The 24,317-nt window shown below is 68.7% G+C and carries 24 protein-coding genes; 6 read left to right on the top strand and 18 right to left on the bottom strand.

Features of this window, described 5'->3' with window-relative positions; translation table 11 throughout:
* The first annotated feature begins 63 nt into the window (after nucleotides 1-63).
* On the top strand, nucleotides 64-246 hold the full coding sequence (locus OLX02_RS04590; RefSeq protein WP_264420611.1) for a YdcH family protein: 183 nt from the start codon (nucleotides 64-66) through the stop codon (nucleotides 244-246).
* Here the strand turns inward: OLX02_RS04590 and recQ are convergent.
* The 4 genes from recQ to OLX02_RS04570 form a co-directional block, all read right to left on the bottom strand.
* On the bottom strand, nucleotides 230-2,017 hold the full coding sequence (gene recQ / locus OLX02_RS04585; protein ID WP_264421178.1) for a DNA helicase RecQ: 1,788 nt from the start codon (nucleotides 2,015-2,017) through the stop codon (nucleotides 230-232). The genes OLX02_RS04590 and recQ overlap by 17 nt on opposite strands.
* Before the next feature lie 131 nt (nucleotides 2,018-2,148).
* The gene (locus tag OLX02_RS04580; RefSeq protein WP_264420610.1) at nucleotides 2,149-2,628 is read right to left on the bottom strand and encodes a nuclear transport factor 2 family protein; all 480 of its coding nucleotides are present in this window, start codon (nucleotides 2,626-2,628) and stop codon (nucleotides 2,149-2,151) included.
* A 62-nt stretch (nucleotides 2,629-2,690) separates the two neighbouring features.
* Nucleotides 2,691-3,251: a hypothetical protein gene (locus tag OLX02_RS04575; RefSeq protein ID WP_264420608.1), complete on the bottom strand. Its 561-nt coding sequence runs from the start codon at nucleotides 3,249-3,251 to the stop codon at nucleotides 2,691-2,693.
* Between the two features lie 24 nt (nucleotides 3,252-3,275).
* Complete coding sequence (locus OLX02_RS04570; RefSeq protein WP_264420606.1) at nucleotides 3,276-4,469, bottom strand: cation:proton antiporter; 1,194 nt, start codon at nucleotides 4,467-4,469, stop codon at nucleotides 3,276-3,278.
* A gap of 107 nt (nucleotides 4,470-4,576) precedes the next feature.
* Here OLX02_RS04570 and OLX02_RS04565 point away from each other — a divergent pair, with 107 nt between their 5' ends.
* On the top strand, nucleotides 4,577-4,882 hold the full coding sequence (locus OLX02_RS04565) for a hypothetical protein (RefSeq protein ID WP_264420604.1): 306 nt from the start codon (nucleotides 4,577-4,579) through the stop codon (nucleotides 4,880-4,882).
* A gap of 66 nt (nucleotides 4,883-4,948) precedes the next feature.
* Nucleotides 4,949-6,325 (top strand): class II fumarate hydratase, encoded by a 1,377-nt coding sequence (gene fumC / locus OLX02_RS04560; protein ID WP_264420602.1) that lies wholly within the window; start codon nucleotides 4,949-4,951, stop codon nucleotides 6,323-6,325.
* Between the two features lie 25 nt (nucleotides 6,326-6,350).
* Here fumC and metH read toward each other — a convergent pair whose 3' ends face one another.
* From metH to OLX02_RS04540, 4 genes are read right to left on the bottom strand one after another with little or no spacing between them, the layout of a single operon-like run.
* On the bottom strand, nucleotides 6,351-8,999 hold the full coding sequence (gene metH, locus OLX02_RS04555; RefSeq protein ID WP_264420601.1) for a methionine synthase: 2,649 nt from the start codon (nucleotides 8,997-8,999) through the stop codon (nucleotides 6,351-6,353).
* Between the two features lie 17 nt (nucleotides 9,000-9,016).
* Entirely contained in the window at nucleotides 9,017-10,075 is a 1,059-nt protein-coding gene (locus OLX02_RS04550; protein ID WP_264420598.1) for a homocysteine S-methyltransferase family protein, read from the bottom strand.
* Nucleotides 10,075-11,001: a methylenetetrahydrofolate reductase [NAD(P)H] gene (metF, locus tag OLX02_RS04545; protein ID WP_264420597.1), complete on the bottom strand. Its 927-nt coding sequence runs from the start codon at nucleotides 10,999-11,001 to the stop codon at nucleotides 10,075-10,077. The genes OLX02_RS04550 and metF overlap by 1 nt, the downstream gene beginning before the upstream one ends.
* A complete protein-coding gene (locus OLX02_RS04540; protein WP_413630061.1) occupies nucleotides 10,998-11,978 on the bottom strand; it encodes an ArsR/SmtB family transcription factor in 981 nt (326 codons plus the stop codon). The genes metF and OLX02_RS04540 overlap by 4 nt, the downstream gene beginning before the upstream one ends.
* 211 nt (nucleotides 11,979-12,189) lie before the next feature.
* On the opposite strand from OLX02_RS04540, the gene OLX02_RS04535 reads away from it, so the two are divergent.
* Together OLX02_RS04535 and OLX02_RS04530 are read left to right on the top strand one after the other, a co-directional pair.
* Entirely contained in the window at nucleotides 12,190-12,501 is a 312-nt protein-coding gene (locus OLX02_RS04535; protein WP_264420596.1) for a hypothetical protein, read from the top strand.
* 29 nt (nucleotides 12,502-12,530) lie between these two features.
* Complete coding sequence (locus tag OLX02_RS04530) at nucleotides 12,531-12,740, top strand: hypothetical protein (RefSeq protein ID WP_264420595.1); 210 nt, start codon at nucleotides 12,531-12,533, stop codon at nucleotides 12,738-12,740.
* A gap of 12 nt (nucleotides 12,741-12,752) precedes the next feature.
* On the opposite strand, the gene arfB is transcribed toward OLX02_RS04530, so the two are convergent.
* Genes arfB through pabB form a run of 4 tightly spaced genes read right to left on the bottom strand, consistent with a single transcriptional unit; the run spans nucleotide 12,753 to nucleotide 16,776 of the window.
* Nucleotides 12,753-13,166, bottom strand: a complete 414-nt coding sequence (gene arfB, locus OLX02_RS04525) for an alternative ribosome rescue aminoacyl-tRNA hydrolase ArfB (protein ID WP_264420593.1) — start codon at nucleotides 13,164-13,166, stop codon at nucleotides 12,753-12,755.
* Nucleotides 13,166-13,819, bottom strand: coding sequence for an RluA family pseudouridine synthase (locus tag OLX02_RS04520; RefSeq protein ID WP_264420592.1), 654 nt, complete (start codon nucleotides 13,817-13,819; stop codon nucleotides 13,166-13,168). Before OLX02_RS04520 ends, arfB begins: the two co-directional genes overlap by 1 nt.
* Nucleotides 13,816-14,985, bottom strand: a complete 1,170-nt coding sequence (locus tag OLX02_RS04515; RefSeq protein WP_264420591.1) for a pyridoxal phosphate-dependent aminotransferase — start codon at nucleotides 14,983-14,985, stop codon at nucleotides 13,816-13,818. The genes OLX02_RS04520 and OLX02_RS04515 overlap by 4 nt, the downstream gene beginning before the upstream one ends.
* 3 nt (nucleotides 14,986-14,988) lie before the next feature.
* Nucleotides 14,989-16,776 (bottom strand): aminodeoxychorismate synthase component I, encoded by a 1,788-nt coding sequence (gene pabB / locus OLX02_RS04510; protein WP_264420590.1) that lies wholly within the window; start codon nucleotides 16,774-16,776, stop codon nucleotides 14,989-14,991.
* Between the two features lie 154 nt (nucleotides 16,777-16,930).
* Here pabB and OLX02_RS04505 point away from each other — a divergent pair, with 154 nt between their 5' ends.
* Complete coding sequence (locus OLX02_RS04505) at nucleotides 16,931-18,505, top strand: DUF853 domain-containing protein (protein ID WP_264420589.1); 1,575 nt, start codon at nucleotides 16,931-16,933, stop codon at nucleotides 18,503-18,505.
* Here OLX02_RS04505 and OLX02_RS04500 read toward each other — a convergent pair.
* The 6 genes from OLX02_RS04500 to OLX02_RS04475 all read right to left on the bottom strand — a co-directional run bounded on the left by OLX02_RS04500 (nucleotide 18,497) and on the right by OLX02_RS04475 (nucleotide 24,303).
* Nucleotides 18,497-19,939, bottom strand: a complete 1,443-nt coding sequence (locus tag OLX02_RS04500) for a sensor histidine kinase (protein WP_413630060.1) — start codon at nucleotides 19,937-19,939, stop codon at nucleotides 18,497-18,499. The genes OLX02_RS04505 and OLX02_RS04500 overlap by 9 nt on opposite strands.
* On the bottom strand, nucleotides 19,932-20,672 hold the full coding sequence (locus OLX02_RS04495; protein ID WP_264420587.1) for a response regulator: 741 nt from the start codon (nucleotides 20,670-20,672) through the stop codon (nucleotides 19,932-19,934). Before OLX02_RS04495 ends, OLX02_RS04500 begins: the two co-directional genes overlap by 8 nt.
* Nucleotides 20,673-20,704: 32 nt before the next feature.
* Nucleotides 20,705-21,406 carry an EF-hand domain-containing protein gene (locus OLX02_RS04490; RefSeq protein ID WP_264420585.1) on the bottom strand — a complete coding sequence of 234 codons (702 nt, stop codon included), beginning with the start codon at nucleotides 21,404-21,406 and terminating at the stop codon, nucleotides 20,705-20,707.
* 251 nt (nucleotides 21,407-21,657) lie between these two features.
* Nucleotides 21,658-22,053: a cupin domain-containing protein gene (locus tag OLX02_RS04485; RefSeq protein ID WP_264420584.1), complete on the bottom strand. Its 396-nt coding sequence runs from the start codon at nucleotides 22,051-22,053 to the stop codon at nucleotides 21,658-21,660.
* A 6-nt stretch (nucleotides 22,054-22,059) separates the two neighbouring features.
* Nucleotides 22,060-22,431: a VOC family protein gene (locus OLX02_RS04480; RefSeq protein ID WP_264420582.1), complete on the bottom strand. Its 372-nt coding sequence runs from the start codon at nucleotides 22,429-22,431 to the stop codon at nucleotides 22,060-22,062.
* Nucleotides 22,432-22,503: 72 nt separating this feature from the next.
* Complete coding sequence (locus tag OLX02_RS04475; protein ID WP_264421172.1) at nucleotides 22,504-24,303, bottom strand: aminopeptidase P family protein; 1,800 nt, start codon at nucleotides 24,301-24,303, stop codon at nucleotides 22,504-22,506.
* Nucleotides 24,304-24,317: the final 14 nt, after the last annotated feature.

Raw genomic sequence — 24,317 nt, 5'->3', positions numbered from 1 at the left:
TTTTCGGCCTGGCGGCACGGCGCACCCGATCGAACGCAACCGTTCTGATCGAGGAGCAGAAATATGTCCGACCGTACGTTCCGTCTGCTGGAGCGCCACCAGAAGCTCGATGCCGCCCTGCGTGCCGCGCAGGCGCGGTTCTGGGTCGATCCGTTGGAGATCGTCCGGCTCAAGAAGCTGAAACTGGCGGTGAAGGACCGGCTTTCGCGGCTGGCGCGGAGTGCCCGCGTCAGTGCTGCCGGATAAGCGCGAGGAACGCGTCGCCGTAAGCATCGAGCTTGCGCGCGCCGACCCCGCCGATCGCGCCCAGTTCGGCGCGGCTGGCGGGGCGGCTTTCCGCCATCTCGCGCAGCACCGAATCGTGGAACACCACGTAGGGCGGCACGCCGGCGTTCTGGGCCAGTTCGCGGCGCAGCGCGCGCAGCGCATCGAACAGCGGATCGCCCACCGGGTTGAGCGCGGCGCCCGCGCTGCCCTTGCGCTTGCCGCGCGCGCCGCGTTCCTGCTTGGGCGGCAGGACGATCTCGACGCTCGCCTCGCCCTTGAGGATGGCGCGGGCATCGCCCCCCAGCGCCAATCCGCCGTGGTCCGTGGCGATCAGGCTGCCCCGTGCCTGAAGCGCGCGGCATAGCGCGCGCAGCAGCGGCGCGTCTTCCGGCGGCACGATGCCGAACACCGAGAGCTGGTCGTGCCCGCGCTGGAGCACGCGCTCGTCGGCCACGCCGGTCAGCACTTTCTCGATATGGCCGAAGCCATAGGTCTGTCCCGTGCGATAGACCGCCGAAAGCAGCTTGCGCGCCAGCTCGGTGGCGTCGCTGACCCCCGGCGGGTTGAGGCAGTTGTCGCAATTGCCGCAGGTCTGCGGCGGATCCTCGCCGAAGTGGCGCAGCAGCACCGCGCGGCGGCACCCGGCGGTCTCGACCAGTCCGGCCAGCGCATCGAGCCGTGTGCGCTCGCCGGTAATGCGGCTTTCGTCCAGTTCGGACAGGCGCTGGCGTGCGCGCACGAAATCGTCCGCGCCCCACAGCATCACCGCGACCGAAGGATCGCCATCGCGCCCGGCGCGGCCCGTTTCCTGGTAATAGCCCTCGATCGACTTGGGCAGCGCGGCGTGGGCGACGAAGCGCACGTCGGGCTTGTCGATGCCCATGCCGAAGGCGACCGTGGCGACCATGACCATGTCCTCGCTGGCGACGAAGGCGGACTGGTTGGCGGCACGCGTCTCGGGCGGCAGCCCGGCATGATAGGGCAGCACCGGGCGTCCCTGCCCGGAAAGCTGTTCCGCCAGCCGTTCGACCTGCGCGCGCGTGGGCGCATAGACGATGCCGGGGCCGGGATTGTCCGCCATCAGCCGCGTCAGCTGGCGCAGCGGATTGTCGCGCGGGGTGATGGCGTAGCGGATGTTCGGCCGGTCAAACCCGGCCACGATCAGCCCGTCCGCCGGGATGCCCAGTTGCTCCAGGATGTCGGCGCGCGTGTGGCGATCCGCCGTGGCGGTCAGCGCCAGCCGGGGCACTTCCGGAAAGGCCTCCATCAGCGGACGCAGCAGGCGGTAGTCGGGGCGGAAATCGTGGCCCCATTCGGAGACGCAGTGCGCTTCGTCGATGGCGAACAGCGCGATCGGCGAGCGGGTCAGCATTTCGCGGAAATGCGGCTGGCTGGCGCGCTCCGGCGCCACATAGAGCAAGTCCAGCTCGCCCGCGCGGAAACGCGCGATGGTCGCCTCGCGGTCGGTATCGACGCTGGTGAGCGTGGCGGCGCGGATGCCGTTGGCCGTGGCCGAGCGCAACTGGTCGTGCATCAGCGCGATCAGCGGCGAGACGACCACGCAGGTCCCGCCCATCATCACTGCCGGCAATTGGTAGGTCAGTGACTTGCCCGCACCGGTCGGCATCACCGCCAGCGTCGAGCGCCCCGCCAGCACCCGGCCCACCACTTCGTCCTGCACCCCGCGAAAGGCGCTGAAGCCGAACACCGCGTGCAATGCTTCGAGCGGATCGCCCGGCAAGGTTGACACAGTCGGCGCTGTGCTGGGGGAAAACTCGTATTCTCCCGCAAAGCCGTCATCGGGCAGGAAATCGAGTTCGTAAGGCCGGTCGTTGGAGGTCACCCGCGCGCTATGGCAGATCGCGCGCGGGTAGGAAATTGTCAGCTGCCCAGAATTACGTGGAGCCGGGTGATGCGCGAGGTGACGATGCGCCAGGCGCCGCCGTCCTTGCGGTAGGTTTCATGATAGTGGCCCATGCCGTGCAGCGTCAGCGCTGCGCCGCTTTCGTCCCAGATCTGGTCTTCCATCGCGATCACGCCGCGCGCCTCGGTATCCGACAGGATCTCGATTTCGTGGCAATGGCCATGGTGGACGGTGCGCTGCGTGCCCACGGCAGTGCGGATGAAGTCGATGATCGTGTCGCCGCCTTCGTAGACCCAATCGTTGCTTTCCGCCGCGCGGCCGGATTCGCCGTTGCCGTCGATCGAAAGCGACGCGCGCGCGTCGAACACGGCATCGTCGGCGAAGACGCTGCGCAGCGGCTCCCACTGCTTGCTGTCCATCAGGCGGAAATAGCGTGCCTTGAGCTGCTTGATCTCTTCGATGGCGATCAGGCGCGAAAGGGGATCGATCTGGGTCACGGGTGGCCTCTCCATTGGTCTTTGGCGGCATGCCTATAGCAGTGGTCGGGCGCCGCGGCCTCTCACTTGTGCGAGACGAGGTCGGCCACGCGCTCCCATACTAATTGGGGATGCGCCTCGTCTTCGTCCGCGATGCTTTCCAGCCACTGCGGCGGACGGCCGGTGCGCGCCCAGTCGATGCCCCAGGCAAACACGGCGTAGAGCAGTGCGAGCGACAGCACCGCCATGGCCGTCCAGTAATAGGCGCCATAGGCGGTCACGCGCGCAGGATTGGCCCGGTCGTACCAGATGGCGAAGACGCTGGACGGTTTCCACGACCGGGTTACCTGCCGGCCGACGATGGCGCGTTGGGTGTGGCCCTCCGCCGTCTCGAACAGCACTTCGTCCTCGATCCAGCGCTTGCCTTCGCCGTCGCGCCAGTTCCAGCCGCGGATCGTGCCGAAGGACTGCTGGAGATGGAAGAAATCGTCGAGCCGTTCGGTGTCGCTGTAGCCGCCGCGCGTCACATGGGCGACCGCGCGCTGCCAGCCGGCGAACAGCACGGTGGCCCGGTAGAGGCACCAGCATGTGCCAAGTGCCAGCCCGGCAACGCCCAGCATGAGGAGAACTTCGGCGCCGCGCATGGTCGTTCCATGCATGGCCAGCCGTTAAGGCGCGGTTGACGCCTGCAGTCTTGCCAGGCGCGGGCGGACGATGGGCACGGTCAGCGCGGTGCTGGCCACGGCCATCAGCAGCAGCGCGGTGAAGGCCTGTGCGGTGATGATGCCCTTGTCGAGCAGGACGTTGACGAAGATGATCATGATCAGCGCCTTGGTCTGGAGCATCCAGCCGATCACCGAGGCTTCGCCCTTGCCCCAGCCAAGCAGGCGTCCGGCGAGATGCACCCCGGCCAGCTTGCCGCCGACCGAGGCGACCAGCAGCAGCGCGGCGCCGGCAAAGACCATCGTGCCATCCACGCCCCAGCTGGTGCGAAGCCCGGTGGAAAGGAAGAACACCGGCATGACCGTCAGCAGCAGGAACTCGCGCATCGCGTCGAGCTTCGCGGTGTCGAACCACTTCGCTTCCAGCACCGCGCCCGCCAGGAACGCGCCCACCATGAAATGCAGCCCCGACCAGTCCGCGCCGAATGCGGTCGCCGCCAGCCAGACCAGCGCGATGTACCACCGGTCTGCCTGTGGCAGACGGACGATCGCCCGTCGCATCGCCCAGGCCGCCAGTGCGAAACCCGCCAGGAACAGCGCCTGCCGTTCCAGCCGCGACCAATCGAGCAGGATCAGCGCGAGCACGCCCCAGATCGCCACGTCATCCAGGCTGGCATAGCGCAGCAGCCGCTGCCCCAGCGGTTGCCGGAACAGCCCCAGCCGTTCCATCAGCAGCACCAGGATCGGCAGCGCGGTCACCGCGCAGGCCATGCCGATACCCGTCACCGCCTGCGCCCAGGCGCCGTGCGGGCCAATCCAGCCGGGCGTGGTCAGCAGTGCCATGGCCGCAAGCGCGCCCGCGGCGAGCGGCACCAGCAGCGCGCAGGCAGCGGTGATCGTCGTCTCGCGCCGGTGTGCCCAGGCATCGGCCAGATCGAGTTCCAGCCCGGCGACGAACACGAACATCATCACCGCCCACCACGCGATGCCGTTCAGCGCGCCGATGACCTGCGGTGTGAACACGAACGCGTAATAGGCGGGAAAGGCGGCACCCAGCACGCCCGGCCCCAGCAGGATGCCGCCGATGATCTGCACCACCACCAGCGGCGCCCAGCGATCGGTGCGCAGCAGGCGCCACGCCGCGTAGGGCACGGCCAGGATGATCGTCAGCGCGATCAGGAAGATTTCGGTCGTGCCCATGCGCCTCGTATGTCCCTGTCGCCCGCTTATGCGTTGGTCGCCGCCGCGGGCAAGCGGCTTGCGGTCCTTGGTCCGGACGCCCATCTTCCGGGCACAGGAGAACCGCGATGGCCTTTGACCCGCGCGAGGCGCCGTTGCGCAAGCGGGAATACGAATACGCCGCGCCGGGCGATGGCGATGTCGCCGCCATGGCCGCGGCGCTCAAGGCGATGGCGGCGCAGCTTTCGCTGCACCCGGTGCCGCTGCTGGCCCACCTTGCCGAGAGCGGGCTGGGCGATGCGCTGGCGCTTGCGGCACGGCAGGCGGGACTTGCCGAGGACGACGTGGTTGCCCGTTTCCGTCGCTGCGAGGCGCAGGTTCGGCGCGGGGTGGCCGCAGACAGGGGAGAGCCCCCGCCGATCGGGCACGGCTGACCGGGTTGTCGCTTGCGGAACACCAGGCCGCGCGGTTCATTCCCCGACAGCAGCAGGAGCAAGCACATGCCTCGCATCGAGACGGACTCCATCGGCGCGATCGAAGTGCCGGACCATGCCTATTGGGGCGCGCAGACCCAGCGCAGCATCGAGAACTTCCCGTTCGGACCGGCCGAGCGGATGCCCGGCGGGATCATCCACGCGCTCGCGCTGGTCAAGCAGGCGGCGGCCCGCGTCAACCGTGCGCACGGGCTGGATGGGCGGTTGGCGGAAGCCATCGCATCGGCGGCGGCGGACGTGGCGGCGGGAGGGTTCGACGAGCAGTTCCCGTTGGTGATCTGGCAGACGGGAAGCGGCACCCAGACCAACATGAACGTGAACGAGGTGATCGCGGGCATCGCCAACGAACGCCTTGCCGGCACGCGCGGCGGCAAAAGCCCTGTCCATCCCAACGATCACGTCAATCGCGGGCAATCGAGCAACGACAGCTTTCCCACCGCGCTCCACATTGCGGCGGTAACCGCGCTGAACCGCGACCTGATCCCCGCGCTCGACCGGCTGGTGGCGGCGCTGGATGGAAAGGCGGAGGACTGGGCCGGCCTCGTCAAGATCGGCCGCACCCATTTGCAGGACGCGACGCCGCTGACGCTGGGGCAGGAGTTTTCAGGCTATGCCCAGCAGTTGCGAGATGCGCGCGAACGGCTGCGAGATGCGGAGCGGCACTTGCTGCGGCTGGCGCAGGGCGGGACGGCGGTGGGCACCGGACTGAACGCGCCCGCGGGCTTCGGTGCGGCGATGGCGGCCGAACTGGCGGCGCTCACCGGCCACCGTTTCGTGCCCGCGCCCAATGCGTTCGAGGCGCTGGCGAGCAACGATGCGCTGGTGCAGTTCTCGGCCACGCTGGCCACGTTGGCGGCGGCGCTGACCAAGATCGCCAACGACGTGCGCCTGCTGGGTTCCGGCCCGCGGTCGGGCCTTGGCGAGCTGGACCTGCCGGCGAACGAGCCGGGCAGCTCGATCATGCCGGGCAAGGTCAACCCGACGCAGGTGGAGATGCTGACGATGGTGGCTGCTCAGGTTGTCGGCAACCATCAGGCGGTGATCGTGGGCGGGATGCAGGGGCATCTCGAACTCAACGTCTTCAAGCCGATGATCGGCGCGGCGGTGCTGCGCTCGGTCCACCTGCTCGCCGTGGGGATGGACAGCTTCGCCGCGCGCTGCGTCGAGGGGCTGAAGGCCAACGAGGCGCGCATTGCCGAACTGGTCGAGCGCTCGCTGATGCTGGTGACCGCGCTCGCGCCCGAGATCGGATACGATAACGCGGCCAAGATCGCCAAGCTGGCGCACGCCGAAGGTCTGACCCTGCGCGAAGCGAGCCTGAAGCTGGGGCTGGTCGACGCGGAAACCTTCGATCGGCTGGTGCGCCCCGCCGACATGGTGTGAGCCATGCCGGCAGGGCCGGGCACCGTCAGTCGAGGTTGGGGCGCAGCCAGCGTTCCGCCGTGGCCAGGTCCACTCCGCGCCGCGCGGCATAGTCTTCCAGCTGGTCGCGGCCAATGGTCGCAACGCCGAAATACTGGCTTTCCGGGTGCGCGAAGTAGAAGCCCGAAACGGCCGAGGTCGGCAGCATCGCCTGGCTTTCAGTCAGCGTGATCCCGGCATTGTCCTGCGCCTTCAGCAGATCGAACAGGATCGGCTTGAGGCTGTGGTCCGGGCACGCGGGATAACCGGGTGCAGGGCGGATGCCGCGGTACTGCTCGCGGATCAGCGCCTCGTTGGTCAGCTGCTCGCCCGGCGCATAGGCCCACAGCGTGGTGCGCACGTGCTGGTGCAGGCGTTCCGCGAAGGCTTCGGCGAAGCGGTCTGCCAGCGCTTTCAGCAGGATGTCCGAATAGTCGTCGTTGTCCGCCTTGAACCGTGCGAGGTGCGGGTCGATGCCGTGGATGCCCACCGCGAAGCCGCCGATCCAGTCGCCCGCCGGATCGATGAAGTCGGCCAGGCAGAAGTTGGCGCGGCCCCGGCTCTTGATGAACTGCTGGCGCAGGAACGGCAGGTGCAGCGGCGGCTGCGGCCCTTCCAGGTGCAGCACCACATCGTCGCCGTGGCGCGCGCAGGGCCAGAAGCCGCAGACGGCCTTGGCGGTCAGCCACTTCTCGCTCACGATCTTGCCCAGCATCGCCTGCGCGTCGGCGAACAGGTTGCGCGCGCTTTCGCCCACCACCTCGTCGCTCAGGATCGCCGGGTAGGTGCCGGCCAGTTCCCACGCACGGAAGAACGGTGTCCAGTCGAAGCACTCGACAAGGTCGGCCAGATCCCAGTCCGCGAACGTGTGCAGCCCCGGCTGCTCGGGCGGGGGCGCCTTCTCCGAGAAGTCTGCCGCGAAAGCGTTGTCACGCGCGTCTGCCAGCGGCAGCAGCTTCGATGCACCCTTGTTCGCGCGGGCATCGCGCACGTGCTGGTAATCGGCGGCGGTCGTCTTGACGAAGGGATCGCGCTGGGTGTCCGACAAGAGCTGGCTGGCGACGCCGACCGCGCGGCTGGCGTCGAGCACGTGGATCACCGGGCCGTCATAGGCCGGATCGATGCGCAGCGCGGTGTGGACCTTGCTGGTGGTCGCCCCGCCGATCAGCAGCGGGATCGACATCCCGGCGCGCTGCATTTCCTCGGCCACGGTCACCATCTCGTCGAGCGAGGGGGTGATGAGGCCGGACAGGCCGACGATGTCGATATCTTCCTTCAGCGCGGTGTCGATGATCGTTGCCCACGGCACCATCACACCCAGGTCGATCACTTCATAGCCATTGCACTGGAGCACGACGCCGACGATGTTCTTGCCGATATCGTGGACGTCGCCCTTCACCGTGGCCATGATGATGCGGCCCTTGGCCTTGGCGCCGGGCTGCTTTTCCGCCTCGATGAACGGGATCAGGTGGGCGACCGCCTTCTTCATCACGCGGGCGGACTTCACCACCTGCGGCAGGAACATCTTGCCCGATCCGAACAGGTCGCCAACCGTGTTCATGCCTTCCATCAGCGGGCCTTCGATCACCTCGATCGGCCGGCCGTTGCGGGCCGCGATGGCGGCGCGTGCTTCCTCGGTATCCTCGACGATATAGGCGTCGATGCCCTTGACCAGCGCGTGTTCCAGCCGGCGCACCACGTCCCAGCCGCGCCACTCCTCGGCGGCCTTTTCGGCGACGGTGTCCTTGCCCTTGTAGCTTTCGGCCAGCGCGATCAGCCGCTCGGTCGAGGTTTCCTCGCCCTCGACAGAGGGGCGGCGGTTGAGGATCACGTCCTCGCAGGCTTCGCGCAGCGCCGGGTCGATCTGGTCGTAGATGTCGAGCTGGCCGGCATTGACGATCGCCATGTCCATGCCCGCCGGGATGGCGTGGTAGAGGAACACCGAATGCATCGCGCGGCGCACCGTCTCGTTGCCGCGGAAGCTGAACGAGAGGTTCGACAGGCCGCCCGAGATATGCACGCCGGGGCAGGCTGCCTTGATCTCACGCGTGGCCTCGATGAAATCGAGCGCGTAGCGGTCGTGCTCCTCGATGCCGGTGGCCACCGCGAAGACGTTGGGATCGAAGATGATGTCCTCGGCCGCGAAGCCGATGCCGGTCAGCAGCTGATACGCGCGCGAGCAGATCTCGACCTTGCGCGCCTTGGTATCGGCCTGGCCCTTCTCGTCGAAGGCCATGACCACCACGGCTGCGCCGTAATCCATGCACTTGCGTGCCTGGGCCAGGAACGCTTCCTCGCCTTCCTTCATGCTGATCGAGTTGACGATCGGCTTGCCCGACACGCACTTCAGGCCGGCCTCGATCACCTCCCACTTCGAGCTGTCGATCATCAGCGGCACGCGCGCGATGTCCGGCTCGGCAGCCAGCAGCTTGAGGAACGTGGTCATCGCCTCGACCGCGTCGAGCAAGCCCTCGTCCATGTTGACGTCGATCACCTGCGCGCCGTTTTCGACCTGCTGGCGCGCAACCTCGACCGCCCGGGCATAGTCGCCGGCAAGGATCAGCTTCTTGAACGCGGCCGATCCGGTGACGTTGGTGCGCTCGCCGATGTTGACGAAGCGGGCGCCGGACGAACTGCTGGGGGAAGTGGTGTTCATGTCTGTCTTTCGGGCCTTCAGCGGGCCATCACGAAGGGTTCGAGACCGGCGAGCCGGGTGACCGGCTCGGGCACGGGCAGCTTGCGCGGGGGGAGGCCGGCCACAGCCTTGGCCATCGCCGCGATATGCGCCGGGGTGGAGCCGCAGCAGCCGCCCAGCACGTTGACCTGTCCGTGATCGGCCCATTCCTTGACGAGGCCGGCGGTGGTGCCGGGCATTTCGTCGTATTCACCCAGTTCGTTGGGGAGGCCGGCGTTGGGATAGACCATGATCAGCGTGTCGGCGATTTCGGACAGCGCGCGCACGTGCGGGCGCAGCTGGGTGGCGCCGAACGAGCAGTTGAGCCCGATGGTCAGGGGCTTGGCATGGCGCACGGCATACCAGAACGCTTCGACCGTGTGGCCCGACAGGTTGCGGCCCGAAAGGTCGGTCAGCGTCATCGACAGCATGATCGGCACTTCGCGGCCCAGTTCCTGTTCCAGCTTGCGCACGGCCATCACGCCTGCCTTGGCATTCAGGGTATCGAACACCGTCTCGATCAGGATGAAGTCCGCCCCGCCTTCGACCAGCGCGGCGGCCTGCTCCTTGTAGACATCGACCAGCGTGTCCCAGTCGATCTCGCGGTAGCCGGGATCGTTGACGTCGGGCGAAAGCGACAGCGTCTTGTTGGTCGGCCCGATCGCGCCGGCGACGAAGCGCGGGCGGCCGTCCCTGGCCTGATATTCGTCTGCCAAGCGGCGGGCGAGCTTCGCGCTTTCAAGGTTGATCTCGCGCACCAGATGTTCCGCGGCGTAATCGGCCTGGCTGATGCGGTTGGCGCTGAAGGTGTTGGTCTCGGCAATGTCCGCGCCGGCCTCGAAATAGGCGCGGTGGATCGCCTCGGGCACTTCGGGCTTGGTCAGCGCGAGGATGTCGTTGTTGCCCTTCTGGTCCTTGGCGAGGCCCAGCGTGCCGGCATAGTCCGCTTCCGACAGCTTCCAGTTCTGGATCTCGGTGCCGAAGGCGCCATCGGTGATGAGGATGCGCTTCTTCGCTTCTTCAAGGAAGGCGGTGCGCGCGGGAGAAGGGGTGGGCATCAGGCAGCCTTTTCAGGAGCAGGAACGATGGCGGCCGGGCGGGGGCGCAGGCCGAGCAGGTGGCAGGTCGCGTAGGACAGGTCCGCGCGATTGAGCGTGTAGAAGTGGAAATCGCGCACCCCGCCGGCATAGAGGCGGCGGCACAGGTCGGCGGCGGCCACCGCGGAGACCAGCGCGCGCGGGCCGGGGCGTTCGTCGAGGCCCTCGAACATCGCTTCCATCCACGCCGGGATTTCGGTGTTGGCGCTCATCCGGCGGATCGCGGCGAAGTTGGTCACGGGCATGATACCGGGCAGGATCGGCGCGGTGATGCCGGCGGCCAGCGCCTTGTCCATGAAGCGGAACCACGCGTCGGTCGAAAAGAAGAACTGGCTGATCGCGCGGGTCGCCCCGGCATCCAGCTTGCGCTTCAGGTTGTCCAGATCGGCGTCGAGGCTGGCGGCCTCGGGGTGGCCTTCGGGATAGGCCGCGACCGAAATCTCGAAATCGTGGCGCGCCTTGAGCCCCGCGACCAGTTCGGCGGCGTTCCTGTAGCCCTGCGGGTGCGGCACGAAATGCCCGCCATCGGACGGCGGCGGATCGCCGCGCAGGGCGACGATGTGGCGCACGCCCGCTTCCCAGTACTGGTCCGCGATCTCGGCGATCTCGTCCTTGCTCGCCGCGACGCAGGTCAGGTGTGCGGCGGGAACGAGGTCGGTTTCCTTGATGATGCGCGAGACGGTGGCGTGCGTCCGCTCACGCGTGGTGCCGCCCGCGCCATAGGTGACGGAGACGAATTTGGGGGCCAGCGGGGCCAGCGTGACGACCGTCTCCCACAGCTGCGCCGCCATCGCCTCGCTCTTGGGCGGGAAGAATTCAAAGGAAACCGCGATGTCGCCGGGCAGGCCGGCAAACAGCGGAGTGTCGAGCGTCGCGTCGTGGGTCATCCTGTCCTCCGGGGCGCTTCGGCCCCATTTTCGTCGCGGCGGACGCCTGTCCATACCTTGACGATCAATTCGTGGCCGGCGAGCGCGCGCTCTGCGTCGAGCGTGAACCCGGCATCGGCAAACAGCTTGGTCATCTGCGCGTCGGAAAAACCGAGGCGCGCGTGGGCGTGTTTGGTGCGCAGTTCCTCGCGCCCGTGCGGGGCGAAATCGACCACGGCGATGCGCCCGCCAGGCCGCGTCACCCGCGCCGCTTCGGCCAGCACCGCCTCGGGCGCAAGCGCATAGTGCAGCACCTGGTGGATCAGCACCGTGTCGAACGTGGCGGCATCGAACGGCAGCGCGCCGAAATCGCCGCGCACCAGCTCGAACTTTTCGGCGGGCAGGTGCTGCAGCCGCGCGCGGGCGAGGCGCAGCATTTCCGCGCTTTTGTCCAGCCCGACCACGCGGGTGGCGCGCGGGGCGAAGAGTTCGGCCATGCGGCCCGTGCCGGTGCCCACGTCGAGCAGGCGGCCAAGGCTGCCATCGCCGAGCATCGCCCCCAGCGCGGCCTCGACCGGGCCGTCGGCGATGTGCAGGCTGCGCAGGCTGTCCCATTCGGCGGCGTGGGCTGCGAAATAGTCCTCGGCGTGGGCTTGCCGTCCGGTGCGGATCGCATCGAGATGACGGCGATCCTCCGCGCATTCGGCAGCGAAGGCGGCATCGGCCTGTTCGCCCGCCGCCAGCAGGCGCGCCAGCGCGGCGGGAAGAGGATGTCCCGCCTCGCCCACGGCGGCGCGCAGGAACACCCAACCACCTTCGCGGCGGCGCTCGGCCAGCCCGGCATCGCACAGGATCTTGACGTGGCGCGAAACGCGCGGCTGGCTTTGCCCCAGCACTTGCGCGATTTCCCCCACCGCCAGCTCCATGCTGACGAGCAGGCGCATGATCCGCAGACGGGTCGGATCGGCCAGGGCGCGAAGGGAATCGAGAAACGTCACCGAGAGGCATATAAAGTATTCTTTATATGGGTCAATGGGCTGCGGTTTTTCCGTGGATTCGTTGGTATTGAAACCGGATGGCGGCGCACTGCGCTCGGCGCTTTTTTGTGGTCTTGCGCCCGGCGGAGGGATAGAACCGCGCCGCAGGCCAGCTTCGCGCCGGCCCCGACTTTTGCATTCCAACGCCATGAATACGTTCGAGAGGGACCCGATGAAGAAGTTTGCGATCGCCGCCTTTGCCGCTGCCGCCGCGCTCTCGCTGGCCGCCTGCGGCAAGTCCGACGATGCCTCGGAGGCTGCCGCTGCCGACAATGTCGAGATGCCGGCCGACGAGCTGCCCGCCGCCGAGCCTTCGGCCGCCGCGCCCGCGCCCGTGCAGGAAGCGGCTCCCGCTGCCGATGCCTCGCAAGCCGCGATGACCGCCGAGGACGCCGCCAAGAGCGCCGCCGACAGCGCCGTTTCGGCTGCCGAAGCTGCCCGCGCGGCCGCTGCCGCCGCCGAAGCGGACAAGAACCCGCAGTAATCGCGCGCCGTTTCCCGATGCGCACGGCCTTGCTTCTCGCTGCCCCGCTGCTGCTGCTTGCGGCGTGCTCGAAAGAGACCGACCCGGGACCGGGCGGGGTGACCGAGGGCGAGGCCAAGGCGCTCGACGATGCGGCGGAAATGCTGGAAAGCCGGCCCAAGCCGCCGCTCGTCGACGCGACCGTGCCTGCCGATCTCGCCAGCGTGCCGGCCACGCGGCCGAGCGGGGCGACGAATTAATTCAGGCGCGGATCAGTCCAGCCGCACCTTGCCGCGCCCGGCCTTGACCGTGCCGCGCTTCTTCTTGCCTTCCAGGCGCGCGGTCTTGCCCACCCGGTTCAGCCGCGATTTCGCGCGCTTCTGCGGCAGGTTCGCCGCTTCCCGCAGCAGGTCGGCAAGCCGTTTGCGCCCGTCCTCGCGGTTCTGTTCCTGCGTGCGATAGGTGCGCGCGGTCAGCACGATCTCGCCCTTCGACGTCATCTTGCTGCCGGCCAGTTCCTTGAGCCGGTGGAACACTTCGGGCGGCAGGCGCAGCGCGAAGACATCAAGCCGCAATTGGGCGGCGGTGGCGACCTTGTTGACGTTCTGCCCGCCGGGGCCGGCGGCGGCGATGAAGCTTTCCTCCACCAGCGCCATCGCCCGCGCGACAAGCTCGTCCACGTTCATCAGAGGCCGAAGCCGAGTGCCTGGAAATCGGCAGGAATCGGCGCTTCGGCGGTGATCGGCGCCTTGCCTTCGCGCGGCACGACAAGGCGCTGGGCGTGGAGCAGGGTGCGCGGCGCACCCGTGCCGTCGCCATAGACCGGATCCCCCAGCAGCGCGTGGCCGAGGCCCGCGAGCGCATGGATGCGGATCTGGTGGGTGCGGCCGGTTTCGGGGCGGAACTCGACCAGCGAAAGCCCTGCTTCCTGCGCCACGACGCGCCAGTGGGTGACGGCGGGCTTGCCCTTCTTCGCCGGGATCATCCGCCATCCCTCGGCCTCGCTGCTGATCTTCGACAGCGCCAGTTCGATGGTGCCCTGAACGGCACCTAACGTGCCCTGAACGACGCCGAGATAGACTTTCTCCACCTGCCGCGCCTCGAAAGCGGCGGAGAAACGCTTGAGCGCCTTGGGGTTGCGCGCCAGCAGCAGGCAGCCCGATGTGTCGCGGTCCAGCCGGTGCACCGGCGCGGGCGGACGCTGGAAACCGAAGCGCAGTTCGTCGAGGTAATCGTCCAGGCTGATCCCCCCGGCGCGCGGCCGATCGAGCGGCAGGCCGGCGGGCTTGTCGATGACCAGCGCTTCGCCGTCTTCGAACAGGATGGAGAAATCGATCATGCCACGGCTCCGGCGATGCGGCGGAGCGCTTCGGCGAGGGTCGCCTCGTCTGCCGCGAAGGAAATACGGAAACCGTCGCGGCCGCCAAAGGCCGAGGCGGGAACCACGGCGACGCCGTGTTCGAGAAGGTGCAGGGCGAGCGCGTCGTCGTCGCCGAAGCGCGCCATCAGCGGGGCTGCATCGACCATGCAATAGAACGCGCCATCGGGAACCGGCGTGGACAGGCCCGGGATCGCGTTGATCGCGGCCACGACCATGTCGCGCCGGGCGCGGAAGCGCTCGCGCCAGTCGAGCAGGAAGTCCTGCGGACCGGCGAACGCGGCAACCGCGGCGGCTTGGCTGATCGAGGCGGGATTGCCCGAGCTGTGCGACTGGAGCCTGGCCATCGCGTTCACCAGCCAGAGCGGGCCGGCGGCGACGCCGATGCGGAAGCCGGTCATCGCGTGGCTTTTGGAGACGCCCGAGACGGTAAGCGTGCGTTCCGCCAGATCGGGGCATTCGACCGCGAGCGTGGCGTGCGCGCCTTCGCCGTAGCGCAGCGGCGCGTAGATATCGTCGCTCATCACCAGCACGCGCGGATGGCGGCGCAGCACGTCGCCCAGCGCGCGCAGTTCTTCCGCCGGATAAGTTGCGCCGGTGGGATTGCCGGGGCTGTTGAGCAGCAGCCAGCGGGTGCGCGGGGTGATCGCGGCTTCGAGTTGGGCCGCGGTGATGCGGAAACCGCCCGCCGCATCGGTGGGCAGGTCGACCACGCTGGACCCGGCGAAGCGGACGATTTCGGGATAGCTGACCCACCATGGGCTGGGGATCAGCACTTCGTCGCCCGGATCGAGCGTGGCGAGCAGGGCGTGGAAGATCGCCTGCTTGCCGCCCGCGCTGACGATCACCTGCGACGGCGGAACATCGATGCCGAGGTCGCGGCGGAAATGCAGCGCCGCCGCCTGGCGCAGCGCGGGCGTTCCGGCGACGGCGGTATAGCGCGTGTCCCCTTCATCGAGCGCGCGCTTGGCCGCTTCGACCACATGGGCGGGCGTGGCGAAATCGGGTTCGCCCACCGACAGCGAGATCACGTCGCGGCCTTGGGCGCGCAGTTCCATCGCGCGGTCGGTCATCGCGGTGGTCCGCGATGGGGCGATCCGCGCGAGCGCGGCAGAGAGATGTTGCATGGGTTACTCGCCGAGAAGGCGCGCGGGGCACAGGCCGCGCAGCGCGTTGCCGACGAAGAAACCGCCGGCAAGATCGTGAAGGGTGAGGTCGGCTTCCTCGGCTCGGCCACCATCGAGCAGGCTGCGGCGCAGCACGCCGGGGAGGAGGCCGGAAGCCGCGCGCGGGGTGAGCAGGCGGCCCTCGCGCTCGACGAACAGGTTGGTGAAGCTGCCTTCGGTGACAAGGCCGTCGTCGCGGACGAACAGCGCTTCCTGCGCGTTCGCGCCGCGCGCCACGCTGAGCGCCTCTTCATAGAAGCCGCGATCGGTCGACTTGTGGCGCAGGCGCCAGTCCCCGTCGGACACGGGCAGCGGCAGGACCGCGCAGGCGACCGGCCCGGTGAACCTGGGCGGCAGGGGCGCGGCTTCGAGCGCGTGAGCACCACCGCGCGAGACAAGCAGGCGCACTTTCGACGGTGCATCGAGATCGAAGCACAGCGCGTGGATGGCATTGCGCACGGCGTGCCGGTCGAAGGCGAAGCCAAGTTCGGCGGCGCTCGTCTGCACGCGCTCGATGTGGAGGTCGAGCAGAGCGATCCCTTGCGCGGGATCGAAGGCCATCGTCTCGATCAGGTCGGCATTGCCGGCGGACAAGCGCAAGAAGTTCCCTTTCACCACGCATTCGCGCCACTCGCCGAGCATGGCGGAATCGGCGACCACCGCCGAACCCACGCCCATGCTGGCGCGCCCCCCCTGGGCGCCCGGATGATCCGGGACGAGGCGTAGCGTACGGATTGCCACATTGAAGGCCGCGTCGCCAGTGCTGTCCAAACGGCCCACCGCACCGCAGTAGAGCCCCCGCGCATCGCGTTCCACGTCGTCGATCAATTCCATCGCGCGAATCTTGGGTGCGCCGGTGATCGATCCGCAGGGGAAGATCGCGCGCAGCAGGCCCGATGCATCCTCGCCGGGGGCGAGGCGCGCGCGCACGGTCGTGACCATCTGGTGGACGGTGGGATAGCTTTCGATGGCGAAGGGCGCTTCCACATGCACGCTGCCGGGCACCGCCACGCGCGACAGGTCGTTGCGCATCAGGTCCACGATCATCAGGTTTTCGGCGCGGTCCTTGGCGTTGGTGGCCAGGGCTTCGCGCAGGTGGGCGTCCTCCTGCGCGCTGGCGCCGCGCGGGGCGGTGCCTTTCATGGGGCGGACCGTCGCCTGCCCATCCTTCAAGGTGAAGAACAGTTCCGGCGAGACAGACAGGTGCCAGTGCGCGCCGTCCCAGATCACGCCGCCGTAACCGCTGCGCGAATCGGCACGCAGCGCACGGTAGATCGCCAGCGGATCGCCCGACCAGCTGCCCGAAAGCGGGAAGGTCAGGTTCGCCTGGTAGATATCGCCGCTGCGGATCGCGTCCTGGATGCGTGCGAAGGCCGCGCCGTAGCCCCCCGGCGAAAGCTGCGGATCGAGCGGGCCGATGTGGCCGGGGCCGGCGGCCTGCGCGGCGAGCCATTGCTCCACCTCGCCCCCCGACAGTTCCTGCCAGCCGGCAAAGCGGGCGAACCAGACGAGCGGGCCGGCGCCGCCGGTGCGTGCCGGGGCGCGGGGGGCAAGCCGGGGTTCGAGCGCAAGCCCGGCTTCGTAGGCGATCATGCCGGCCCAGTCGCCGGGGGTGGCGGCGATGCGGGCGAGTGCGGGGGCCACGTCCTCGGGCCGGCGCGCGACGACGATTTCAAGCGGATCGACGTAGAGCCGCGAGGGGCTGGCGCCGGTTTCACGGGCATCGTCAAGGAGGAGGAAGGGCGTGCGCATGGGATCCTGCGCGCTCTAGCCGCTTGGCGGGGTGGATGCAAAAGGGGGGCTGCGTCCGGTCGACCATCCGGTGACGCGCCATTGCCGAAGCCAGTGGTCAAACGCGCCTGTGCGACTTAGACCTTGGCCCGGCGGCAAAGGCGAGGACAGGAACATGAGCGAAATCATCATCGGCCTGGGAGCGGACGGGCAGCAGCAGGTGCTCCGCCTGGACCGCGCCAACCGCCACGGGCTTGTCGCCGGGGCAACCGGCACCGGCAAGACGGTGACCTTGCAGGGCATCGCCGAACAGTTCTCGCGCGCGGGCGTTCCCGTGTTCATGGCCGACGTGAAGGGCGACCTTTCGGGCATCGCCATGCCCGGCAGCCCTACGTTCAAGAACGCCGACAAGCTGGAAGCGCGGGCGAAGGAAGTGGGCATGACCGACTATGCCTATTCCGACAATCCGGCGGTGTTCTGGGACCTTTACGGCGAGGCCGGCCATCCGATCCGCACGACGATCTCCGAAATGGGGCCGGTGCTGCTGGCGCGGCTGCTGGGGTTGAACGAGACGCAGGAAGGCGTGCTGAACATCGCCTTCCGCTATGCCGACGACAACGCCCTGCTGCTGATCGACCTGGCCGACCTGCAATCGGTGCTGGTGGCCTGCGCCGAGAACGCGAGCGCGCTGGCGACCCGCTATGGCAATATCTCCAAGGCCAGCGTCGGCACGATCCAGCGCCAGTTGCTGTCGTTCGAGAGCCAGGGCGCGGACCGGTTCTTTGGTGAGCCGGCGTTCGAGATCAACGACTTCCTGAAAGTGGACGATCAGGGGCGCGGGCTGGTCAACGTGCTCGCCGCCGAGAAGCTGATGCAGAGCCCCAAGCTCTATGCCACGTTCCTGCTGTGGCTGCTGTCCGAACTGTTCGAGGCACTGCCCGAGGTGGGCGACCCGGAAAAGCCGTGCCTGGTGTTCTTCTTCGACGAGGCGCACCTGCTGTTCGAGGACGCGCCGCAGGCGCTGTTCGAGAAGGTGGAGCAGGTTGTCCGCCTGATCCGCTCGAAGGGCGTGGGCGTCTATTTCGTGACGCAGAACCCGATCGACATTCCCGAGAAGATCGCCGGCCAGTTGGGCAACCGCGTGCAGCACGCGCTGCGCGCCTTTACCCCCCGCGACCAGAAGGCGATCAAGGCGGCGGCGGAGACGTTCCGCATCAATCCCGATCTCGACGTGGAAAAGGCCATTACCGAGCTGAAGGTGGGCGAGGCGCTGGTATCGACGCTCGATGCCGATGGCGCGCCGGGGATCGTGCAGCGCACGCTGGTGGCGCCGCCGCGCTCGCGGCTGGGGCCGGTCAGCCCCAAGGAGCGCGCGGTGATCCAGTCGGTCAGCCCGTTCGAGGGCAAGTACGACACCGCCGTGAACCGCGAATCCGCGGCTGAAGTGCTGGCGCAGAAGGCATCGGACGCGGCCGCCGCCGCGCAGCGGGTGGACGAGCAGGGCGCCGACAGCCAGCGCGCCGCACCGCGCCAGTCGCCCAGCCTGTGGGGCAGGGCCGGCAAGGCGGCGGTGGGCGCGGTGGCAAGCTCGGCCGGCGCGGTGATCGCGGCCGAGCTGACGGGGCGCAAGTCGCGCGCGTCGCCGGTGGCTTCCGGCCTCAATGCGGTGGTGGGCACCGTGGCGACCCAGCTCGGCGGTGCGGCGTTCGGCCGTTTCGCGCGCGGGCTGCTGGGCGGGCTGCTACGTTAGCGGCAGGCGCAGAGTGGCCGTCAGCCCGGCGATCCGGCCACCTTCCTGGCGGTTGGCGAGCGTGAGGCTGCCGCCATGCTGTTCGGCGATGGCGCGCGCGAGCGCGAGGCCGAGGCCGGTGCCGCCGGTGGCGCTGTTGCGCGAGGCTTCGAGCCGGGTGAATGGCTCCATCATGCGGCCGATATCGCTTTCGGGGATGCCGGGGCCGTCGTCCTCGATCCGCAGCACGGCATGGCGCCCTTCACGGTGGAGCGAGACGCGCGCGCGGCTGCCATAGCGCAGCGCGTTGGAGACCAGGTTGCGCATCGCGCGGCGCAGCCAGGTGGCGCGCAGCGGCAGCACGATGCGCTCGGTCTCGCCCAGCACCACGTCCTCGCCCATGTCTTCGTATTCGTCGGCCACATCGGCGACGAGCGCCGCCAGTTCGGTGTTCTCGATCGGATCGGACGGACGGCCCACGCGCGCGAGCGAGAGGATATCGTCGAGCGAGCGATTGATGTCCTCGATGGTGGCGGCCATGCGTCCGCGCTCGGTATCGTCTTCCACCGCCTCGATCCGCACGCGCAGCGCGGCCAGCGGGGTCTTGAGATCGTGGCCGATCGCGCCAAGCATCACGTCCTTCTCGTCGAGCAGCGAGACGATGCGCAATTCCATCGCGTTGTGCGCGGCGATCAGGCGCTGGATGTCCTCCGGCCCGTCGGGGGCGAGCTGGCCATCGGTGGAGCGGTCCTGCGCGAAGGCTTCGACGCGGCGGGTCAGCGCTTTCAGCGGGCGGGCGATGCGGCGCAGGATCAGCGCCACCGCGCCGACCAGCACGATATAGATGAAAATGGTCTGGAGCAGGATCGAGACGAGGATGCGCCGCTCGTCGCCCGGCACCAGTACGCGCGCGGTGAGCCAGGCGCCGTCAGGCCGGCGCATCGCGGCGACGACAAGGCGCGGGGGATCGCTGTCCGGCCCGGGCGTGAACCGGCGGCGGGTACGGAACCATTCGGCGATCGCGCCGTCGCGCGCCGGATCGCGCTCCACCACCACCACGTCCGTGGCGGGCACGCCCTGGGCTTCGAGCACTTCGCGCAGGGCGTGTTCGGCATCGCCGCGGCGGTAGTCGCCGTGGGCAAGCGGCGAGGCCGGTTCGACGCGCAGGCGCAGCGGGCGGGGGAGGCGGAAACCATCGTCGGGCGGGGGCGGACGGCGCAAGGCGGGGTCTTCGTTCCGCGTGTCACGGCGTTGCTCCTGTGGCTGGCCGAGCAGGCGGAAGGCGACCGAATTGACCATGCCGGTCATGTGCCGTTCGTGCTGCGCGCGCCAGATGAGGCCCGAGGAGATGCCTTGCGCCACCATCAGCGCGAGCGCGATGGCGAGCAGCATCTGGCCCTGCAGGCTTTTCGGCCAGAGCGGAATGCGGCGCAGCGCGGAGCGCAGGTCAGTCACGCGCGGCCGTCTTGCGCACTTCGGCGGCCAGCATGTAGCCGCCGCCCCACACGGTCTGGATCAGCTGGGGGTTGCGGCTGTCGACCTCGATCTTGCGGCGCAGGCGGCTGATCTGGTTGTCCACCGCGCGGTCGAACAGGTGCGCCTCGCGGCCCTGCACCATGTCGAGCAGGCGGTCGCGGTCCAGCACCTGGCGCGGATGGTCGAGGAAGGCGAGCAACAGGCGGAACTCGGCCGAGGAAATCGCGACAACCGCGCCCTCGCTGTCGGTCAGCCGGCGCTTGAGCGGATCGAGGCACCAGCCTTCGAATTCATAGACCACCGCCTCGCCCGGGGGATCGATCGGCTGGCGGTTGGCGCGGCGCAGCACGCTGCGGATGCGGGCGATCAGCTCGCGCGGGTCGAACGGCTTGACCACGTAGTCGTCGGCGCCGATTTCCAGCCCGACGATCCGGTCGGTCGCCTCGCCCTTTGCGGTGATGAAAATGACGGGAAGCTGGCGCGCCTCGACCAGGTGGCGGCAGAGCGACAGCCCGTCCTCGCCCGGCATCATGATGTCGAGCAGGACGATGTCCGGCGCAGTCTCCGCCGCGGCAAGGTGGCTGCGCGCTTCGGCGGCGGTGCCGGCCTGCACCACGGCGAACCCCTGCCGGACAAGGTAGTCCGCCAGGGGTTCGCGCAGCGCGGGTTCGTCATCGACGACGAGGACGCGGATCGGCGTGGTCTCGTTCATGCGCCCTGACTTGGCTCAGTTCGTGCCGTCTGTCACTGGCCGGGAGGCGGCGGAGGCATGGCGCCCATCGGTTCGCCGTCACGCGCGCGGGGGCGCATTGCCTTGAACGCGGCGCGGCGTTCCTCGGGCGTGATCTTGCCGTCGTGGTTGGCATCGACCTTGTCGAAGTGTGCCTTGGCTGCCGCATCGTATTCGGCGCGGGTGATCGTGCCGTCGTGGTTGGCATCGGCCATCATGAGCATCATGTGGCCGCCGCCCATCATGTCGCCATGACCGCGCATTCCGCCGCGATGGCCGCCCATGCGGTGGCCGCCCATGTCACCCATGCCAGGAGCGCCCATGTCGTGCCCAGCCATGCCGGGTCCACCCATACCGGGACCAGCCATGCCAGGACCACCCATGTCATGGTCACCCATGGGGCCGTCCTTGTGGTCCATCATGCCGCGATGATGCGCCATGAACTCGTCACGGCTGATCGCGCCGTTGTGGTCGGTGTCGATCTCGTCGAACTTCTGCGCCATCTTCGCGTCGCGGTCTGCCTGGTCGAGCTTGCCGTCCTTGTTGACGTCGAGCTTCGTCCACATCTCGTCGGCCTTGGCCTTGGCTTCCACCCAGGTGACGGTGCCGTCGCCATTGGCGTCGGCGCCGTGATGCGGGGCGGGGGTGGCGGCATAGAGGGCACCGGCGCCCAGCGCGATCGCTGCGGCGGAGAGACCCAGGGCTAGCTTCTTCATCGCGATCGGCTCCGGTCCTGAAAAAAGAGAGGGAAGCTGCGGGGCCGGCCACCGGAGAGAGGAAGGGGGAGGGATGCTCTCTTCCGGTTATCGTGGGGGGACTGGACTGCCAGCCACCGCAACTTCCTGAACACTGATATAGGTGCGGGTTGTCGCAGGCCTATGCCATGCGCCCGGTCAATTTGTCGCAATTTGTCACGCATTCACCGATCCGTTCATCCACGCGAAAGCCCGGCTCTGCGGGGGCCAGCTCAGCGGGCTCGGTGCTGCGTGCCCATGCCGGCGGTAACGAACAAGGCGCTGGCCGGCCCATCGAGATCCGCGGTGTGCCACGTGCCGGGCGGGTTCACCGCGTATTCCCCGGGCTGGAGCAGCACCGTCGCGGTGGTGCCATCGGCGTGCTGCTGGTGCAGCGTCATGCCGCCCGAAAGGCAGCAGACCAGTTCGTCTCCCGCCGGGTGCATTTCCCAGCTGTCCCAGCTTTCGGTGAAATGATGGATGGTGACCAGCCGCCCTTCCGCGCCGTCCGCAGCGTGGCGGGCAACATAATCGCCATACCATTCCAGCCCGGTGAAGGCGGGCTGCGGCACCGCGCGGCCGCCCCGTCCGAGGTGGACGGGGTGGCTGTCGAGGCGCGGTGCCGGCATCGTCCCTTAGCCCATCACGAAGGCGTTGAGCTTGTTGCCGTCGGGATCGCGGAAATAGGCGGCGTAGAACCCGCCGTCGCCGCGCGGTCCGGGCGCACCTTCACACGTGCCGCCGTTGGCGAGCGCGACAGCGTGGAGCCGGTCGACCTGCGCGTTGTCCTTGGCTTCCAGCGCGACCATCACGCCGTTGCCGACAGTGGCGGGATTGCCGTCGAACGGCTTGGTCAGGCCGATGCCTGCGCCGCCGCCGGGCGTGCCCCAGGCAATAGCGCCGTCCCATTCCATCATCCGCGCGGTGCCCATTTCGGCGGCAAGCGCATCGTAGAACTTCGCGCCCCTTTCCAGGTCGCTGGTGCCGAGCGTCACGTATCCGATCATTGGTCTTCTCCCTTTGCGCTGCGAGTCGCGTGCCGAGAACATATCACGAACAATGCGCCCGGCAACCGGGCATCACAGCGGCGCGCAGGCGGCCTCCAGCCAGGCGAGATCCGCGCCCGAAAGCTGCGGGCCAAGCACTTCCCGCGTGCGGGCGTGGTAGGCGTTCCACCACTCGCGCTCCTCCGCGGTGAGCAGGGCGACATCCACCAGCGCGCGTTCGATCGGCACGTGGGTCAGCGTTTCGAAGGCGTAGAATTCGCTCTCGGCCCCCGGAATCTCGCGCTTTTCCACGAGGATCAGGTTCTCGATGCGGATGCCGTAGGCGCCGGTCTTGTAGTAGCCCGGCTCGTTCGAGAGGATCATGCCGGGCACGAGATCCTGCCCGGTGCCGGCCTGCCCGCCCGCCGCCTTGGCGATGCGCTGCGGGCCTTCGTGGACCGACAGGAAGCTGCCCACGCCGTGGCCGGTGCCGTGGGCATAATCGAGGCCGGCCTGCCACAGGAACTGGCGGGCGAAGCTGTCGAGCTGGCTGCCGGCGGTGCCCTTGGGGAACACCGCGCGGGCGAGCGCGATGTGGCCCTTGAGCACGCGGGTGAAGCGGTCCTTCACTTCGGCCGGCGGGGCATCGGGGCCGATCCACACGGTGCGCGTGATGTCGGTGGTGCCATCGACATACTGACCGCCCGAATCGACGAGGTAGACGCTGTTCGGTTCGAGCGGGCGGTTGGTTTCGGGGCTGACGCGGTAGTGGACCACCGCGCCGTTCGGCCCGGCGCCAGAGATGGTGTCGAACGACAGGTCGCGCAGCAATCCGCCTTCGGCGCGGAAGGCTTCGAGCCGGTCGGAAGCGGCCAGTTCGGTCACGCCGCCCTTCGGCGCCTCGCTGGAAACCCAGTGGAGGAAGCGCGACACGGCGGCGCCGTCGCGCGACTGGGCTGCCTTGTGTCCGGCCTGCTCGACCGGGTTCTTGATCGCCTTGGGCAGGACGGTGGGATCGGTCAGAGGCACGACGGTGGCGCCGGCCTGCTCCAGCGCGGCGAAGATCGCGGCGACGGCGCGTTCGGGATCGACCGCCACCTTCTTGCCCGACAGGGCGTGCAGCGCGGCCAGAAACGCCTCGCGCGGCTGGATGCGGACGGCGTTGCCAAGGTGGGCGACGAGTTCGGGCGTGACCTTTTCCTCGGCGATGAACAGATCGGCGGTGCCGTCTGCATGGGCGAGGACATAGGACAGCGCGACCGGCGTGCGCTCGACATCGGTGCCGCGCACGTTGAGCAGCCAGGCGATCGAATCGAGCGCGGAGATCACGGCGGCGTCGAGTTTCTGGGCGGCGAGCCATTCGGCGACGCCCGCGCGCTTTTCATGGCCCGGCTGGCCGGCGTGCGCGTCGTCATGGACCAGCGCGGGGGCGAGCGAGGGGGCGGGGCGGTCCTGCCACACTGCGTCGACCGGGTTGGCATCGACCGCGACGAGCGCGGCATTGCGGCCGGCCAGCGCCTTGGCCACGCCTTCGGCCCAGCCCTTCGAATGGAGCCATGCGTCGTAGCCGATCCTGGCGCCTTCCGGCGCGTTCGCGCCCAGCCATGCGGCGATAGAGGTCTGCGGCACCGACTGATATTCATAGAGCCGGCCATCGACCTGATCGCGCACTTGCAGCGTGTAGCGCCCGTCGATGAAGATCGCGGCCTTGTCCTTGAGCACCACGGCGCTGCCCGCCGAGCCGCCGAAACCGGTCAGCCAGGCGAGGCGCTGGGCATAGGCGCCGACATATTCGCTCATGTGTTCGTCGGAAATGGGGATGACGAAGCCGTCGAGCCCCTGGTGCGCGAGTTCCTTCCTCAGCGCATCGAGGCGGGCTTCATGGGTGTGCATCAGCATCGGGTCTT

The sequence above is a fragment of the Novosphingobium sp. KCTC 2891 genome, assembly GCF_025938155.1.
Classification (GTDB): Bacteria; Pseudomonadota; Alphaproteobacteria; order Sphingomonadales; family Sphingomonadaceae; genus Novosphingobium.
Note: the sequence above shows the minus strand (reverse complement) of the source record. Positions and strands in the feature narration are given on the sequence as shown.